This window comes from Pseudomonas sp. SCA2728.1_7 (assembly GCF_018138145.1).
Taxonomy (GTDB): domain Bacteria; phylum Pseudomonadota; class Gammaproteobacteria; order Pseudomonadales; family Pseudomonadaceae; genus Aquipseudomonas; species Aquipseudomonas koreensis_A.
On sequence record NZ_CP073104.1, the window covers coordinates 6,700,859 to 6,717,143 of the forward strand.

Annotated in this window: 14 protein-coding genes; 3 read left to right on the forward strand and 11 right to left on the reverse strand. The window is 60.0% G+C overall.

Features of this window, described 5'->3' with window-relative positions; all coding sequences use genetic code 11:
* Nucleotides 1-25 precede the first annotated feature (25 nt).
* From KBP52_RS30020 to KBP52_RS30045, 6 genes are all read right to left on the reverse strand, one after another.
* Nucleotides 26-1,306, reverse strand: coding sequence for a TRAP transporter large permease (locus KBP52_RS30020; protein WP_137216449.1), 1,281 nt, complete (start codon nt 1,304-1,306; stop codon nt 26-28).
* A complete protein-coding gene (locus KBP52_RS30025) occupies nt 1,306-1,833 on the reverse strand; it encodes a TRAP transporter small permease (protein ID WP_116030074.1) in 528 nt (175 codons plus the stop codon). Before KBP52_RS30025 ends, KBP52_RS30020 begins: the two co-directional genes overlap by 1 nt.
* Before the next feature lie 76 nt (nt 1,834-1,909).
* Nucleotides 1,910-2,881 (reverse strand): TRAP transporter substrate-binding protein, encoded by a 972-nt coding sequence (locus KBP52_RS30030; protein WP_212621613.1) that lies wholly within the window; start codon nt 2,879-2,881, stop codon nt 1,910-1,912.
* Between the two features lie 64 nt (nt 2,882-2,945).
* Nucleotides 2,946-3,839, reverse strand: coding sequence for an SMP-30/gluconolactonase/LRE family protein (locus KBP52_RS30035; protein ID WP_212621614.1), 894 nt, complete (start codon nt 3,837-3,839; stop codon nt 2,946-2,948).
* Between the two features lie 30 nt (nt 3,840-3,869).
* Nucleotides 3,870-4,694: an NAD(P)-dependent oxidoreductase gene (locus tag KBP52_RS30040; protein WP_212621615.1), complete on the reverse strand. Its 825-nt coding sequence runs from the start codon at nt 4,692-4,694 to the stop codon at nt 3,870-3,872.
* Nucleotides 4,695-4,975: 281 nt separating this feature from the next.
* Nucleotides 4,976-6,271 (reverse strand): OprD family porin, encoded by a 1,296-nt coding sequence (locus KBP52_RS30045; protein WP_212621616.1) that lies wholly within the window; start codon nt 6,269-6,271, stop codon nt 4,976-4,978.
* Nucleotides 6,272-6,579: 308 nt separating this feature from the next.
* On the opposite strand from KBP52_RS30045, the gene KBP52_RS30050 reads away from it, so the two are divergent.
* The gene (locus KBP52_RS30050) at nt 6,580-8,235 is read left to right on the forward strand and encodes an MFS transporter (RefSeq protein ID WP_077573448.1); all 1,656 of its coding nucleotides are present in this window, start codon (nt 6,580-6,582) and stop codon (nt 8,233-8,235) included.
* On the forward strand, nt 8,232-9,374 hold the full coding sequence (locus tag KBP52_RS30055; protein WP_212621617.1) for an HlyD family secretion protein: 1,143 nt from the start codon (nt 8,232-8,234) through the stop codon (nt 9,372-9,374). The genes KBP52_RS30050 and KBP52_RS30055 overlap by 4 nt, the downstream gene beginning before the upstream one ends.
* Before the next feature lie 124 nt (nt 9,375-9,498).
* On the opposite strand, the gene copD is transcribed toward KBP52_RS30055, so the two are convergent.
* Together copD and copC are read right to left on the reverse strand one after the other, a co-directional pair.
* Nucleotides 9,499-10,356, reverse strand: coding sequence for a copper homeostasis membrane protein CopD (gene copD / locus KBP52_RS30060; RefSeq protein WP_212621618.1), 858 nt, complete (start codon nt 10,354-10,356; stop codon nt 9,499-9,501).
* Between the two features lie 3 nt (nt 10,357-10,359).
* On the reverse strand, nt 10,360-10,722 hold the full coding sequence (copC, locus tag KBP52_RS30065; RefSeq protein ID WP_212621619.1) for a copper homeostasis periplasmic binding protein CopC: 363 nt from the start codon (nt 10,720-10,722) through the stop codon (nt 10,360-10,362).
* A gap of 139 nt (nt 10,723-10,861) precedes the next feature.
* Here copC and KBP52_RS30070 point away from each other — a divergent pair, with 139 nt between their 5' ends.
* A complete protein-coding gene (locus KBP52_RS30070; protein WP_007919317.1) occupies nt 10,862-11,482 on the forward strand; it encodes a TetR/AcrR family transcriptional regulator in 621 nt (206 codons plus the stop codon).
* Between the two features lie 290 nt (nt 11,483-11,772).
* Here the strand turns inward: KBP52_RS30070 and preA are convergent, their stop codons facing one another.
* The 3 genes from preA to hydA form a co-directional block, all read right to left on the reverse strand.
* Complete coding sequence (gene preA / locus KBP52_RS30075) at nt 11,773-13,047, reverse strand: NAD-dependent dihydropyrimidine dehydrogenase subunit PreA (protein ID WP_212621620.1); 1,275 nt, start codon at nt 13,045-13,047, stop codon at nt 11,773-11,775.
* Entirely contained in the window at nt 13,048-14,415 is a 1,368-nt protein-coding gene (locus tag KBP52_RS30080; protein ID WP_212621621.1) for an NAD(P)-dependent oxidoreductase, read from the reverse strand.
* Between the two features lie 158 nt (nt 14,416-14,573).
* Complete coding sequence (gene hydA, locus KBP52_RS30085) at nt 14,574-16,013, reverse strand: dihydropyrimidinase (RefSeq protein WP_123594268.1); 1,440 nt, start codon at nt 16,011-16,013, stop codon at nt 14,574-14,576.
* Nucleotides 16,014-16,285 lie beyond the last annotated feature (272 nt).

The following is a 16,285-nucleotide window of genomic DNA, read 5'->3' on the forward strand; positions in this document are numbered from 1 at the left end:
CAAGGGCTGCGATCTTTCTATCGGCTTACAACACCAGATGCGGCAACCACAGCGACAGTGCCGGCACGTAAGTCACCAACATCAACACCAAAAACAGCACGGCATAGAACGGCAGCAGCGCCTTCACGGTGCTCTCGATACTGACCTTGCCCACCGCCGAACCGACAAACAGCACCGCACCCACCGGCGGCGTTATCAATCCGATCCCGAGGTTCACCAGCATGATCATGCCGAACTGCACCGGATCGACGCCGATGCCGAGAATCACCGGCATCAGGATTGGCGTGAGGATCAGGATCAGCGGCGCCATGTCCATCACCGTGCCGAGCAACAGCAGCATGACGTTGATGCACATCAGGATCACGTAGCGGTTGTCCGACAGGGTCAGAAACGCCGTGGTGATCTTCGCCGGGATCTGCATCAGGGTCATGATGTAACCGAAGCTCGCCGCGAAACCGATCAGGATCATCACGATCGAAATCGTCCGCACCGTACGGTGCATCAGTTTCGGCAGTTCGCTCCACTTGTAGTCGCGGTAGATGAACATGGTCACGAAGAATGACCAGAGCACGGCGATGGCCGCCGATTCGGTCGCGGTGAAGATGCCGGACAGGATGCCGCCGAGGATGATCACCATCGCCATCAGGCCCCAGAGGGCTTCGCCGACGATTTTCAACGCCTGGCGCATCGGGATCACTTCACCCTTGGGGTAATCGCGTTTTCTCGCGAAAATCAGACACAGCACCATCAGGCAGGCGCTCATCAGCAAGCCCGGCACGATGCCCGCCATGAACAGCGAGGCAATCGAAACCGTGCCACCGGCGGCCAGGGAGTAAAGCACCGAGTTATGGCTCGGTGGGGTCAGCAGGGCTTGCACCGAACCGCTGACCGTCACGGCGGTGGAGAAGTCCCGTGGATAGCCCTTGCGTTCCATTTCCGGAATCAGTACCGAACCCACCGACGCGGTGTCCGCTACCGACGAACCGGAGATCGCGCCGAAAAAGGTCGAGGCGACAATGTTGACCAGTGACAGGCCGCCGCGCACAAACCCCACCAGCACCCCGGCACACGCCACCAAGCGACGGGACATGCCGCCCTCGGCCATGATCGCACCGGCCAGCACGAAGAACGGAATGGCCAGCAGCGAGAATTTGTTCACCCCCGAAGCGACCTGAATCATCACCGCCTGGAACGGAATGTCGATCCACCAAGCACCGATCAGCGCGGCGGCGCCCAACGCGTAGGCGACCGGCATGCCGATCAGGATCAATACGATAAAACTGCCCAGCAGTATCAGAGCGTCCATTAAGCGGCACCTTCACTTTCTTCAACCAGGTCGAACTGCACGACGCGCCGTTTGCTCTGGTCACCGAGCAAGAGTTTTTCCAGCACGAAAATCAGCGTCAGCAAGCCGCCCACGGGAATCGGCAAGTAGGTCACGCCAACCCGCAGATCGGGCAGGGCCGCCATGAACTGGTTCCAGGTGGACATGCACAGCTTGGCGCCCCAGATCGTCATGAAGATGCAGATCGCCGCCATGAGCAGTTGGGAAAAAATCGCCGCCGCGGTTCTCAGCTGTGGCGGCATGCGGTCGGTGAGCATGGCCACAGCCATGTGCGCACCGGCGCGGTAACTGGCGGCGGCGCCGATGAAGGTAAACACCATCATCAGCAGGATCGCTGTGGGCTCGGGCCAGCTCGAACCGGTGCCCAGCACGTAGCGGGCGAACACGCCCCAGGGAATCATCAGGGAAATCGCCAGGACGGCAAGGCCGGCGACCCAGATGCACGTCATGTAGATCTTGTCGTTGATACGCAGCAGTAGATTCTTCATCGGGTTCCACCGTAACCGGGCGCGCCGCAGTCATCGGGCGCACCGGGCCTTGTTCATGAGGACGGAGCGGGAGGCGTTACTGAACGGCTTCGATTTTCTTGATCAGGTCGGCATACTTCGCGCCGTACTTTTCCCGCACCGGTGCGGTGGCGTCGTAGAAGGGTTTCTTGTCGACCTCGATGAACTCGACGCCGGCGGCCTTGAGTTTTTCTTCACTGGCAGCGGACTTCTTGTCCCACAGCACGCGCTCTTCGGCCTGGGCAGCCTTGGCGGCTGTCTTGACCAGCGCCTGTTGATCCGGCGTCAGTTTTTCCCAGGTGATTTTCGACATCACGATCGGCTCTGGCAGGATCAGGTGACCGGTGAGGCTGTAGTACTTCGCATTCTGGAAGTGGTTGTGTTCGAGCAGGGTTGGCGGGTTGTTTTCCGCGCCGTCGATCACGCCGGTCTGCAGGGCACTGAAGATCTCGCCGGTGTCCATGGCGATACCGTTGCCGCCCATGGCGTTCATCATGTCGATGAACATCGGGTTGCCTTGCACGCGGATTTTCATGCCCTTGAGGTCTTCGAGCTTGCGTACCGGTTTCTTGGTGTAGATGTTGCGCGTGCCACCGTCCATCCAGGCCAGGGCCACCAGGCCGAATTCGGAATTGGTGATTTTGTCGAGGATCTCGTCGCCCACTGCGCCGTCGATGACGTTACGCATGTGTTGATGGTCGCGGAAGATGAACGGCATGTTGAACACGTTCACGTCCGGAACCACGGGGCCGACGATACCCAGGCTGACGCGGGACAGCTGTACGGCGCCGACTTGCATTTGCTCGATGACTTCCTTTTCGGAGCCCAGCACACCGCCGGGGAAGTATTGGAAGGTCAGTTCGCCGTTGGTCTCCTTGGTCAGGGTCTTGCCCATGTTTTCTTCGGCCACCACGGTTGGGTAACCGGCGGGGTGAATGTCCGCGAATTTGAGTTGCAGTGCCTGAGCGGCGCCAGTGAAGGTAAACATCAGCGGGAGTGCAGCGGCCAGCAAGGTGCGTTTGAAGTTCATGGGGGTGAGTCTCCAGTCTTGTTATTGTTGTGTTCAAGGCGCAGCGGTGCAGCAGAGGCGGGTGTTACAGCAAATCGTCGAACAGCGGTTCCGGCAGGCCTTTGACGTTGGGATTCAGGGCGAACACGCCGCCGGCCAGGGATTGCGGATCGTGGTCGTCGCCGGGACGAATCGAGGTCACGAACAAGGTGTCCATGCGGCTGCCGCCGAAGGCGCACATGGTCGGTTTTTTCACCGGCACGGCCAGCGAGAAGTCGAGTCGGCCGTCCGGCGCGAAACGGTGAATGAGGCCGGCGTCGTTGGCGCAGATCCAGTAGAAACCTTCGGCATCCACGGCGGCGCCATCGGGGCGGCCGGGGAAGTGGTTCATGTCGACGAAGACGCGGCGGTTCGATGGTGTGCCGGTATCGGTGTCGTAATCGAACGCCCAGATCAGTTGCACGTCGGGGTGCGAATCGGACAGATACATCGTCTTGCCGTCGGGGCTGAAACCGAGGCCGTTGGGCACGATGAAACCGTCGAGCTGCGCTTCGATCACGCCAGACTGCCGGGTGCCGTAGCGGTAGAGCCGGCCTTCGGGCGCATTCAGGCCCATGTTCAACACCATGCTGCCGGCCCAGAAGCGGCCCTGACGGTCGCAGCGGCCATCGTTGAGACGCATGTCTCTGCGGCCGTGCTCGACGCTGGCAAGTCGCTCGCTGTCGAGGCTGCCGTCGCTGTGCGGGTGCAGATGAAAGAAGCCGCTTTCCATCCCTGCGACCCAACCGCCACGGCTGTGGCGGGCGATGCAGGCGAGCATTTCCGGGGTTTTCCAGGCGTGCACATGGCCGGTCTCGGCGCTCCAGCGTTGCAGGCCGCCGTTGGGAATATCGACCCAGTACAGCGCGTTTTCCTCTGCCACCCAGACCGGGCTTTCGCCCACGGCGTTGCGGGCATCAACGATCAATTCGGCTTGCATACTCAATCCTTTGTGTCGTTGTCAGAGTGATCAGTCGCCGAACGGTCCGGCCGCGACGAATGCGCCGCCCTGATAGATCCGCGCCGGGTCGTCGGCCGCCGGCATTGGCTGCGCCTCGACTTTTTCGCGGAACACTTCGGAGCTGTCCTTCGCCTCGAAGCCGAGGTGGCTGGCGAATTTGTTGTCCCACCAGACGTCCTTGTTGGCGGACATGCCGTAGACCACGGTGTGGCCGACGTTCGGCGTGTACAGCGCGCGTTCGAGCAATTGCGTGAGGTCGTCGAAGCTCAGCCAGGTGTGCATCATTCGGCGGTTTTGCGGCTCGGGGAACGAGGAGCCGATGCGGATGCTCACGGTCTCGATGCCGTAGCGATCGAAGTAGAAACTGGCCATGTCTTCGCCGTAGGACTTCGACAATCCGTAATAGCCATCGGGGCGGCGCGCGGAGCTGGCGTCGAGCGGCTCGTCCTGTTTGTAGAAGCCGATGACGTGGTTGGAACTGGCGAAGATCACTCGCTTGACGCCATGGCGGCGCGCGGCTTCGTAGATGTGAAACACGCCGCTGATATTGGCGCCGAGGATTTCTTCGAACGGCCGCTCCACGGAGACGCCGCCGAAATGCAGGATCGCATCGACGCCTTCGACCAGTTGATGCACGGCGTGTTTGTCGGCCAGGTCGCAGACCACGATTTCTTCGCGATCATCGACGGCCGGGGCGAGGGCAGCGATGTCCGACAGACGCAGGACATTGGCATAAGGGCGCATCCGTTCGCGCAGGACTTTGCCCAGGCCACCGGCGGCGCCGGTCAGCAGCAGACGGTTGAACGGGGCGCGGGGAGTGGAGGTAGATGTCATGGCAATCCCTTACACGATTGTTATTAGGTTTGTTGTAGGTTGTCGTATGACTGCGCTGAAGTATCGGTAGGGTTTCCGGAACTTGTCAACGCGACTTTTGGTGTAGATGACGGAAGGCTTAAAGGGCATTTCGATTCCCCCCAATGGCTGCCTTGCAATGCAATCCCCTGTAGGGGTGAGCCTGCTCGCGATAGCGGTGTATCACTCAGCACAATCGCGGTTGACGGACCGCTATCGCGAGCAGGCTCACTCCTACAAGGGGTCTGTGGTGCTGCAAAGACTTACAACAACGAAATCGGATAACTGATAAAAATCCGGTTCTCGTCAAATTCGTTGGTGCTGAAGTCCCGGCGTATCGTCGCGTTGCGCCATTTCACGTTGAGATTTTTCAGCGGCCCGCTCTGCACGGTGTAGGCCAGTTCCGACTCGCGGCCCCATTCCTTGCCGTCATTGGTGGTGGCGGTGTGCACGTTGTCGCCGCTGATGTAGCGGTTCATCAGGGTCAGGCCGGGAATGCCGAGGGCGACGAAGTTGTAGTCGTGGCGCAACTGCCAGGAGCGTTCCTTGGCGTTGTCATAACTGGCGTTGTAACTGTCGTTGGCGAGGGTGCCGCCGCTGGTGCCGTTGACCCGCATCCAGGCGTCGTCGCCGCTGAGTTTTTGCAGGCCGACATAGAAGGTGTTGCCACCGTATTTGGCCGAAAGCAGGGCGAACGCAGTCTTGTTGTCGAGGTCGCCGGCCTGGGCGCTGCCGTCTTCCTTGCCGGTGAAAAAGCCGAGGTTGGCGCCGAGCGTCCAGTCGCCCAGCGGCTGGCTGTGGCTGAGGTTGAAATACTGCTGCTGGTAGATGTCGCTGAGTTCGGCGTACCACACGCCGACCAGCGTGCGTTTGTCGTTGAAGGTGTATTCGCCGCCGCCGAAGTTGAAGCGATCGGACGTGAACGCGCCACGGCCGTTCATTGACATGTCTTCCATGCTCGCATCGTTGCGCGGGCTGTTGCCGCGAAACTGGCCACCGTAGACGGTCAGGCCGTTGATCTCGGTGGAGGTGATCTGCCCGCCGCGAAAGGTTTGCGGCAGCGAGCGGCCATCGTCGGAACGCAGGATCGGCAGCACCGGCATCCATTCGCCGACCTTCAATTCGGTCTTCGAGACTTTGGCCTTCAGGGCCACACCGAGCCGTCCGAAGTTGTCGGCCGGACGCCCGTCATCGTGGATCGGCAACAGTTGTGTGCCGCCGGTGCCTTTGCCGCCATCGAGTTTTTGCGAATACATCCCCAGCAGATCAAGGCCGAAACCGACGGTGCCCTGAGTGAAGCCGGATTTGGCATCAAGGATGAAGTTCTGCGTCCACTCCTCAGCCTTGCCCTGCGGGTTGGCCGGGTTGACGAAATTGCGGTTGAAGTAGGCATTGCGCAGGTTCAGCGTGGCTTTGCTGTCGTCGAGAAAACCTTCGGCTTCGGCGCTCATCGGCATGGCGAGGGCGAGGCTGCTGCAGCCGATCAGACTTAAAGCGGTACGCGGGCGGGTGACGGAAAGACGGGAAGGGCGGACGGAACTGCGGACGAGTGTGCTCACTGTGACGCTCCCTGTTTCGTTTGTTGTTTTTATTATTTGTTATACGTCGTCGTACAACATGGGTGCGGATATTTCCTAGGTTTCCCGGGAATGTCAACAGCAAGTTGTGCGATGACTTCGGTCATCACACAGAAGCCTTGTAGGAGTGAGCCTGCTCGCGATAGCGGTGTATCAGTCGACATTTCCATCATTGATACAACGCGATCGCGAGCAGGCTCACTCCTACAAGGGATCTGTGTTGTCCATGGGATGTGTGTTGCAGGTGAATTTGCGGCAAACTTCACCCACCTTCTGCACAAGGCTTTTCCATGGATCAATACGCCCCGCGCAACTGGCAGCCCCACGAAAAGCCCAGTCTGCCCGGTTCCCCCTCGACGCCGTTGCACTCCACCCCCAAGCGCCTGGCCTATGCGCTGGTCGGCGTGCTGGTGGCGGTGACCGGTGGTCTGGGCAACTCGCTGGTGGTGGCCAACCTGCCTTATCTGCAAGGCGCACTCGGCGCGACCACGGCGGAAATGGCCTGGTTACCGGCGGCGTACGTGATGACCAACGTGTCGATGAACCTGCTGCTGGTGAAGTTTCGCCAGCAGTTCGGTTTGCGTGCATTCACCGAGGTGTTTCTGGTGCTGTACGCGCTGGTGACGTTCGGCCATCTGTTCGTCAATGACCTCAATTCGGCGGTGGCGGTGCGCGCGGCCCACGGTATGGTCGGCGCGGCGCTGAGTTCGCTGGGCCTGTATTACATGGTTCAGGCGTTCCCGGCGAAGTGGCGGCTGAAGGCGCTGGTGCTCGGCCTCGGCACTTCGCAACTGGCCTTGCCGTTGGCACGATTATTTTCCGAAGACTTGCTGCAGATCGCCGAATGGCGCGGCTTGTACCTGTTCGAATTGGGCATGGCGTTGCTGTCGCTCGGCTGCGTGTTGCTGCTCAAGTTACCGCCCGGCGATCGCTTCAAAACCTTCGAAAAACTCGACTTCCTCACCTTTGCCATTCTCGCCACTGGCGTGGCGTTGCTGTGTGCGGTGTTGTCGCTGGGGCGGATCGATTGGTGGCTGGAGGCCGACTGGATCGGCTATGCGTTGGCCGCGTCGATTGCCTTGATCATCGCCGGCCTGGCCATCGAACATAACCGCAGTAACCCGCTGCTGATGACCCGTTGGCTGGGCAGCGGGACGATGATCCGCCTGGCGCTGGCGGTGACCCTGATTCGTATGGTCACCTCGGAGCAGTCCACCGGTGCGGTCGGTTTCATGCAGAACCTGAACATGGGCTACGAGCAGTTGCACAGCCTGTACGTGGTGATGCTGATCGGCAGCGTCGCGGGCTTGGTGACCAGCGCACTGACGATCGACCCCAAGCACCTGCTGATGCCGTTGATTATCTCGCTGGGTCTGATGGCCACCGGGTCGGTGATGGACAGCTTTTCCAACAACCTGACCCGTCCGGAAAACCTCTATTTCAGTCAGTTTTTGCTGGCGTTCGGCAGCACGTTTTTCCTTGGCCCGACCATGGTTTTCGGTACTCGCAACGTGTTGACCAATCCGCGCAATCTGGTGAGTTTTTCCGTGCTGTTCGGGATCTGCAACAACCTCGGCGGCCTGCTCGGTGCGGCACTTCTGGGCACTTTCCAGATCGTCCGGGAAAAATTTCATTCCAGTCAAATCGTTGAGCACCTGACGCTGTCTGACCCTTTGGTGGCGGCACGCGTGCAGAGCGGCGGCTCGGCGTACGGTTCGCTGTTGGCCGACCCGAGTCTGCGCAACCTTGCGGGGATTCGCAGCCTGGCCAACGCCGCCACCCGTGAGGCCAACGTGCTGGCCTACAACGATGTGTTCATGCTGATCGCCGTGATTGCGGTGCTGACCATGATCTGGCTGTCCATTCGTGCACTGTGGCTGATGAGCACCACCAAAGCCGTCGCCCCAGCGCCTTCCGTACCTCCTAGCGGTGCCTCTAATTCATGACCGAACCGACCACCACAACCACCAATGCCATCGCTGCCACGCCCGAGGGTGAGGCGCCGCCGTCATCGCCGAACACCGCGCCACGTTCGCTGCGGGTGCGGATCATCTCTTCAATGGGCTTCGCGGCGATTGCCATCGTCGGTGTGTTGATCGTGCTCTATGCCTGGCAATTGCCACCGTTCAGCAGTGCGGTCGAAACCACCGAAAATGCGCTGATTCGTGGCCAGGTGACGATCATCGGCCCGCAACTCGCCGGCTATGTGTATGAAGTGCCGGTGCAGGATTTCCAGTACGTGAAGGCCGGTGATTTGCTCGTGCGTCTGGATGACCGCATCTATCAGCAACGCCTCGATCAGTCACTGGCACAACTGGCGGTGCAGAAAGCTGCATTGGCCAATGTGGTGCAGCAACGCAACAGTGCCGAGGCGACGATCAAATTGCGTCAGGCCGTGCAGGCCGACAGCGAAGCGCAGTTGCGCAAGAGCGAGGCGGATCTGCGCCGGAATCAGGAATTGGTGCGCGACGGTTCGGTGTCCAAGCGTGAGATGGATGTAGCACTGGCGGCGAATGCGCAAAGTGTTGCGGGGGTGGCGCAGGCCAAGGCCAATCTGGAAATCGCCCGTCAGGATCTGCAAACGGTGATCGTCAATCGCGGCTCGCTGGAAGCCGCAGTGGCCAGCGCCGAAGCAGCGGTGCAACTGGCGCGGATCGATCTGTCGAACACACGTATTGTTGCGCCGCGTGATGGGCAGTTGGGGCAGATCGGCGTGCGCCTCGGCGCCTACGTCAATTCCGGGGCGCAGTTGATGGCGCTGGTGCCGAACCAGAAATGGGTGATCGCCAACATGAAGGAAACCCAGATGGACAACGTCCGCGTCGGGCAGCCGGTGCGCTTCACCGTCGATGCGCTGAACCACCGCAAATTCACCGGGCATGTGCAGCATATTTCGCCGGGGACGGGGTCTGAATTTGCCTTGTTGCAGGCGGATAACGCCACCGGTAACTTTGTGAAAATTGCCCAGCGCGTGCCGGTGCGGATCACCATTGATGCGGATCAGCAGGAAGAGGAACGGTTGCGGCCGGGGATGTCGGTGGTAGTCAGCATCGACACCGCAGCGGGCGACACCCAGCCCCACTGATCCACACACAGATCCAATTGTAGGCCTTCGCCTGCTCGCGATAGCGGTGTGTCAGTTACGGATATTTTGACTGACGCACCGCTATCGCGAGCAGGCTCACTCCTACATTGGATCTCCATGATCTTTAGGCAGTGATCATCGGGGGCAGGGTGCCGAGCAGGGAGACGGCCGCCACCGCGCCGATGCCGAGCAACCACTCCAGCATCACACTGCGCCTGATTGCGCCCATCCGCTGTTCGCAATCCTCAACCCGCAAGCGGTTGAACAGCGCCAGCCCAAGCATCCCCAGCACGATCATCGCCTTGACTAGCAGAATCAACGCAAACCCACTGAACAACGGCGTCGGCCACCACTGGCCGGTCAGCACGCGTACGTTGATCAAACCGGTGATCAACAGCCCCGCGACCAATGCATAACCGACGCCGCTGAAGCGCCGCAAAACTTCACGCATCGGCTCCGTCGGCTGACGCAAAATCATCACCAGCAACAACAACCCGCCGAGCCACGCCGCCACGCAGGTCAGATGCACGATCTGGTTGAGAATCAGCAATTGCCCGCTCAAACCATCGAGCATGGCGCCGTGTCCGACCGGGGCCAGGGTCGCGAGCAACAATGCGCTTAAGCCCAGTCGCATCGGCATGCTTGAGCGCCAAGGCGTGAACAACAGCGCGAACAGCGCGGCATTGATCAGCAAATGCCAACGCCACACCTGACCAAAAAACGTATGGCCCAGCACCAGCGCAACTGTGTCCGGATCAAACGCTGCCGCTGCCGAGCCGGCCATGCTCGCGGTGATCAACAGCGCCCAGGCAATCCCGCTGACCAGTGCCACAGCGGCCAGCCAACGCGTCAGTCGCGCCAGGTGCCGATCCACTTGCAGCGCTTCATCCTTGAGCAGCAACGGCCTGAACAGCCAGGCCCCGAACAGCATCAACACCACGATGAAATGCACAAAGCGGCACAGCACCAGCGCTTCACTCATGAGTTACTGGCCAATCTTGAACTGGTAGGCACCTTCGCTTTTGTGCGTGTCGACCGACACCGCGTGCCATTCGACTTTGTACTCGCCAGCCGTCAGCGGAGCAGCCGGGGTGACGATCAGGGTTTTCTTGTCGTTTTCAGTGGTCAGCGCTTTGACGACGACCGGTGCGCCATCCTTGGTCACGGTGACTTTGGTGAAACTGGCTTCGACGCCTTCGGAAAAAGTCAGGCGCAAATCGGCCGGGGCGGCGACGGTGCTGTCGGCGGCCGGAGTCTGGCTTTTCAGGTGCGCGTGGGCGAATACGGAAGATGCGGCGAACAGCGAAGCGAGCAGGGCAGTGGTGGTCAGGACGTTCTTGAACAGCATCGCGGATACCTCTGAGGCAGGATCGAAGAAGCGTCAGTTTAGCCATCCGCTGACGCCAGTACGAAGTTTTGTTTGCGGTGGTCGCCCGCGCACCAGAGCGGATGCTAGTCTTGGGCAACGCTGTTGTCAGGGAGCCCTCATGGGCAATCACAAGATCGAGATCCGTCGCAATAACGTCGAGAAAATCCTCTTGGCGGCGGAAAAAGTCTTCGCCGAAAAAGGCTTTGGCGGCACCGCCATGGCCGACATCGCGGCTGAAGTGCAACTGCCGCGTTCCAATCTGCATTACTACTTCTCAACCAAGAGCGAGCTGTACAGCGCGGTGCTGTTCGACCTGCTGGAAGTGTGGAAGCAGGACGCGTTGTGCTTCGAGATGTTCGACGACCCGCGCGTGGTGCTCAGCAGTTATATCCGCGCCAAGATGAACCACTCGCGCAGTCGTCCGTATGGTTCGAAAGTCTGGGCCAACGAAATCATCCACGGCGCGCCGACGTTGGGCGAGGCGCTGGATGTCAGCCTGTATGACTGGGCGAAAATGAAGGAAGCGAAGATTCGCCAGTGGGTCGAGGACAAGCGGATTCTGCCGGTGGAGCCGTCGAGTTTGCTGTACATGATCTGGGCGTCGACGCAGCACTATGCTGACTTTGATCATCAGGTGAATATTCTGAATGAACATCAGCCGTTGTCGGACATGCAGTTTGAGCGGGCGGTGCAGACAGTGACGAGTGTGATATTGCGTGGGATCGGGCTGGAGCCCTGAAAGCAAAAGCTGACCCTCACCCCAGCCCTCTCCCGGAGGGAGAGGGGGCCGACCGAGGTGTCTTGCGGGTTACATCGACCTGAAAAATCCAGTCGATTATGGATTCAAGGCAGTCCTTGCCTGTTCATGTATTGATTATGGATTCAAGGCAGTGCTTGCCTGTGAGTCTTGTCGATTATGGATTCACAACAGCGCTTTCAGGTCGGCGGAGTTTTGCAGCATCCCCCAATCAGTCCCCTCTCCCTTTGGGAGAGGGTTAGGGTGAGGGGGCTGTTGGATCAGTCGGCAATCTAGACCGCAACGTGATACGGATTGCGCGGATCATGATTCCAGTCCAGAAACGGCTTGCCAGTCTCCATCGGCACCATCTCGATGCAATCCGCCACCGGACAAGTGATCTGGCACAAGTTACAACCCACACACTCGTCATCAATCACTTCATATTTATGCGTGCCGTCCGCCTGCTTGAGACTGCCAATCGCCTGGTGTGATGTGTCCTCACAAGCAATATGGCAACGCCCGCAACCAATGCACGCGTCCTGATCAATCTTCGCGATCACCTGATAGTTGATATCGAGGTACTTCCAGTCCGTGGTATTGCCCACCGCACGCCCGGAAAACTCGGCAATGTTGGCGTAACCCTGACTGTCCATCCACCGCGACAGCCCGTCCTTCATCTCCTCGACAATGCGGAAACCATGCAGCATCGCCGCCGTGCACACCTGCACTGCGCCGCTGCCCAGCGCCATGAATTCCGCCGCATCGCGCCAACTGCCGATGCCGCCAATCCCGCAGATCGGCAGGCCCTGCGTCTCTGGATCGCGGGCAATTTCCGCGACCATGTTCAGCGCAATCGGCTTCACCGCCGAACCGCAATAACCGCCATGGGTGCTTTTGCTGCCGACGGTGGGCAGGGCGACCATGTGCTCCAGATCGACGCTGGTGATCGAGTTGATCGTATTGATCAGCGACACCGCATCGGCGCCACCGCGATAGGCCGCGCGGGCAGCGACGCGGATGTCGGTGATATTCGGCGTCAGTTTGACGATCACCGGCAGCGAGCAATAGGTCTTGCACCAGTGCGTGACCTGCTCGACGTACTCCGGCACCTGACCGACCGCCGCGCCCATACCGCGTTCGGGCATGCCGTGCGGGCAACCGAAGTTCAGCTCGATACCATCAGCGCCAGTAGCTTCAACCAGCGGCAGGATGTGTTTCCACGACTCCTCGACGCACGGCACCATCAGCGAAACGATCAAGGCGCGATCCGGCCAGTCCTTCTTCACCTGAGTGATCTCACGCAGGTTGATCTCCAGCGAACGGTCGGTGATCAGCTCGATATTGTTGATGCCGAGCACTTCACGGTTATTGCCGTAATGCGCCGAGTAACGCGACGACACGTTGACCGCCGCCGGGTCCTCTCCGAGGGTTTTCCAGACCACGCCGCCCCAGCCCGCTTCAAAAGCGCGGACGACGTTGTAGGCTTTGTCAGTAGGTGGCGCGGAGGCCAGCCAGAACGGATTCGGCGCCTTGATGCCAGCGAAGACTATCGACAGATCGGCCATTTACGCAGCCTCCACGTTGAGCATCAGTTCAGCGTTGATCGCCTCGGCGGCGCGTTTGCCGTGCTGCACGGCTTGCACGGTGAGGTCTTGATCGAGGCTGGTGCAGTCACCGCCGGCATACACGCCGGGGATGCTGGTGCGCAGGTTTTCGTCGACCTGAATGCGCTCGCCCTGGCGCTTGAGTTCGCGGGCTAGCGGGTCGGCGAGGGCGCTGCCATCGAACGCCTGGCCGATGGCTTTGAAGATCGCATCAGCGGCCAGTTCGAAAGTTTCGCCGGTGGTTTGCAGGCGACCGTCGACCAGATCGGTGCGGGCGAAACGCATGCCGCGCACGTGGCCCTGATCGTCGAGCAGCACCTCTTCCGGTTGCGCCCAGGTCAGCAGGCGCACCTGATTGGCTTTGGCAATGTCTTGTTCATGACCGGTGGCGCCCATGTCGGCGGCGCCACGGCGATACACCAGATTGACGTCGCGAGCACCGAGGCGAGCCATTTGCACGGCCATGTCGATCGCGGTGTTGCCGGCGCCGAGGACGATGCAGCGTTCGGCCAGCGGCAGTTGCGTGAGGTCATCGGCCTGGCGCAGTTCGCGGATGTAATCGGTGGCAGCGAGCAGGCCCGGGGCATCTTCGTAGGCCAGGCCGAGCTGTTTGCTGGCATTGAGGCCGAGGCCGAGGAACACCGCGTCGAACTGTTGATGCAGTTCGCTCAGCGTCAGATTCTCGCCGAGTTTTTGCCCATGACGAATCTCGATGCCGCCGATCTGCAAGAGGAAATCCAGTTCCTTCTGTGCATAGTCGTCGACCAGTTTGTACTTGGCGATCCCGTATTCGTTGAGACCGCCAGCCTTCTCCCGTGCTTCGAAAATCACCACGTCGTGACCGTGCATGGCGCTGCGATGCGCACAGGACAAACCGGCCGGCCCGGCACCGACCACGGCAATCCTTTTGCCGGTGGTGGCGGCGCGCTGGAACGGATGTTCGCTGAAGTGTGCGTTGTCGACGGCGTAGCGTTGCAGCAGGCCGATCAGCACCGGCGCGCATTCGTGGGCGTTGTTGCGCACGCAGGCTTGCTGGCAAAGGATTTCTGTCGGACAGACTCGGGCGCAACTGCCGCCGAGGATATTCGCCGAAAGGATTTTCTGCGCAGCGCCGGGGATGTTTTCCTGATGGATGTTGCGGATGAACGAGGGGATATCGATCTCGCTCGGGCACGCGTTCACGCACGGTGCGTCGTAGCAATACAGGCAGCGCGAGGCTTCCAGATGCGCCTGCCGGTCATTGAGCGGCGGCGCCAGATCGGTGAAATGCCCGGCGAGGGCGGCCGCGCTTTCGTGCGGGTGGGGGAGATGGTTCAGGGTCTCGATCACGGTTTTGTGCCTCACGGTTATTGAGGTTCTCTGCCTCTGTCGGGCAGTGGTTTTTGTGTTGTTTGAACTGACGCCATCGCGAGCAGGCTCACTCCTACAGGTGTACGCATTCCAAATGTAGGAGTGAGCCTGCTCGCGATGAGGCCGAAGGCCTCGCTTTAGCGCTTCACGGCAGTCGGGCGATGTTGCTCAGCCCGCTTGCTCAGCAAATCAAACACCGCCGGATACGCCGGCCGTTCGATGTACCGCCCGGCCCCACGCTCGGCGCGCAGGTCGCCATCGGCCCAGACCACCCGGCCCTGGCTGACGGTATGGCTCGGCACACCGCGTACGGTTTTGCCTTCGAAGATGTTGAAGTCCACCTGCTGATGATGGGTCTTGGCGGAAATGGTCCGGGTGCCTTGCGGATCCCACAGCACCAGATCGGCGTCGGCACCGACGCGAATCGCACCTTTGCGCGGATAGAGATTGAAGATTTTCGCAGTGTTGGTGGAGGTGAGGGCGACGAAATCCTGCATCGACAAACGACCGCTGTTGACGCCTTCATCCCACAACACCGCCATTCGATCTTCGATGCCAGCCGTACCGTTGGGAATCTTGCTGAAGTCATCGCGCCCGGCGGCTTTTTGCTCGGCGCAGAAGCAGCAGTGGTCAGTCGCGGTGGTATGCAGATTGCCGTTTTGCAGTCCGTGCCACAGCGCCTCTTGATGACCACGCGGACGGAACGGTGGGCTCATCACATAACCGGCAGCGGTCTGCCAGTCCGGGTGTTGATAGACGCTGTCGTCGAGCAGCAAATGCCCGGCGAGGACTTCGCCATACACCGGTTGGCCTTTGCTGCGCGCATAGGTGATTTCGTCGAGGGCTTCCTTGGTCGAAACGTGCACCAGATACAACGGTGTGCCGATGGTTTCAGCGATACGAATCGCCCGGCTCGCCGCTTCACCTTCAACCTGCGACGGCCGCGACAGCGGATGCGCCTCCGGCCCGGTGATGCCCTGGGCCATCAATTTGCGTTGCAGGTGATAGACCAGCTCGCCATTTTCCGCGTGCACGGTCGGCACCGCGCCGAGTTCCAGACACCGCTCGAAACTCGCCACCAGCGTGTCATCGGCGGCCATGATCGCGTTCTTGTAGGCCATGAAATGCTTGAAGCTGTTGATGCCGTGATGGCTGACCAGCTCGGCCATTTCCTCACGCACCTGCTCGCTCCACCAGGTGATCGCGACGTGGAAGCCATAATCCGACGCCGATTTCTCGGCCCAGCCGCGCCACTGATGAAACGCTTCCATCAGCGATTGCTGCGGATTGGGAATCACAAAATCGATGATTGATGTGGTGCCGCCAGCCAGACCGGCGGCCGTGCCACTGTAGAAATCTTCACTGGCCACGGTGCCCATGAACGGCAGTTGCATGTGGGTGTGCGGATCGATGCCGCCGGGCATCAGGTATTGGCCGCTGCCGTCGAGGACTTCGGCGCCGGCGGGAACATCAAGGTTTTCACCGATGGCTTTGATCACGCCGTCGGCGCAATAGACGTCGGCGCGATAACTTTCATCATGGGTAACAACGGTGGCGCCACGGATCAACAGAGACATTCCGAGTTCCTCGCAGGCATTGACCGACTTGTGCCGGTTCTAGATGTTTTATTGATGTACAGCGTTGCAGGGTGTATTCCTGTCAGCGCTGTCAGGAATAGAAGCTAGTCGCAGATTTGCAATAGATCAAGATTATTTTTTATAAGCTTATGACTGTTTTAAGTGATTGAAAAATAACGATAAAAATCGTAAATCACTAAAATGGTGAGGCTGTTCACCATTTTGACGCACTTGACAGGATGGAAATATGAGCAAGATTTCCTATGTGAAAT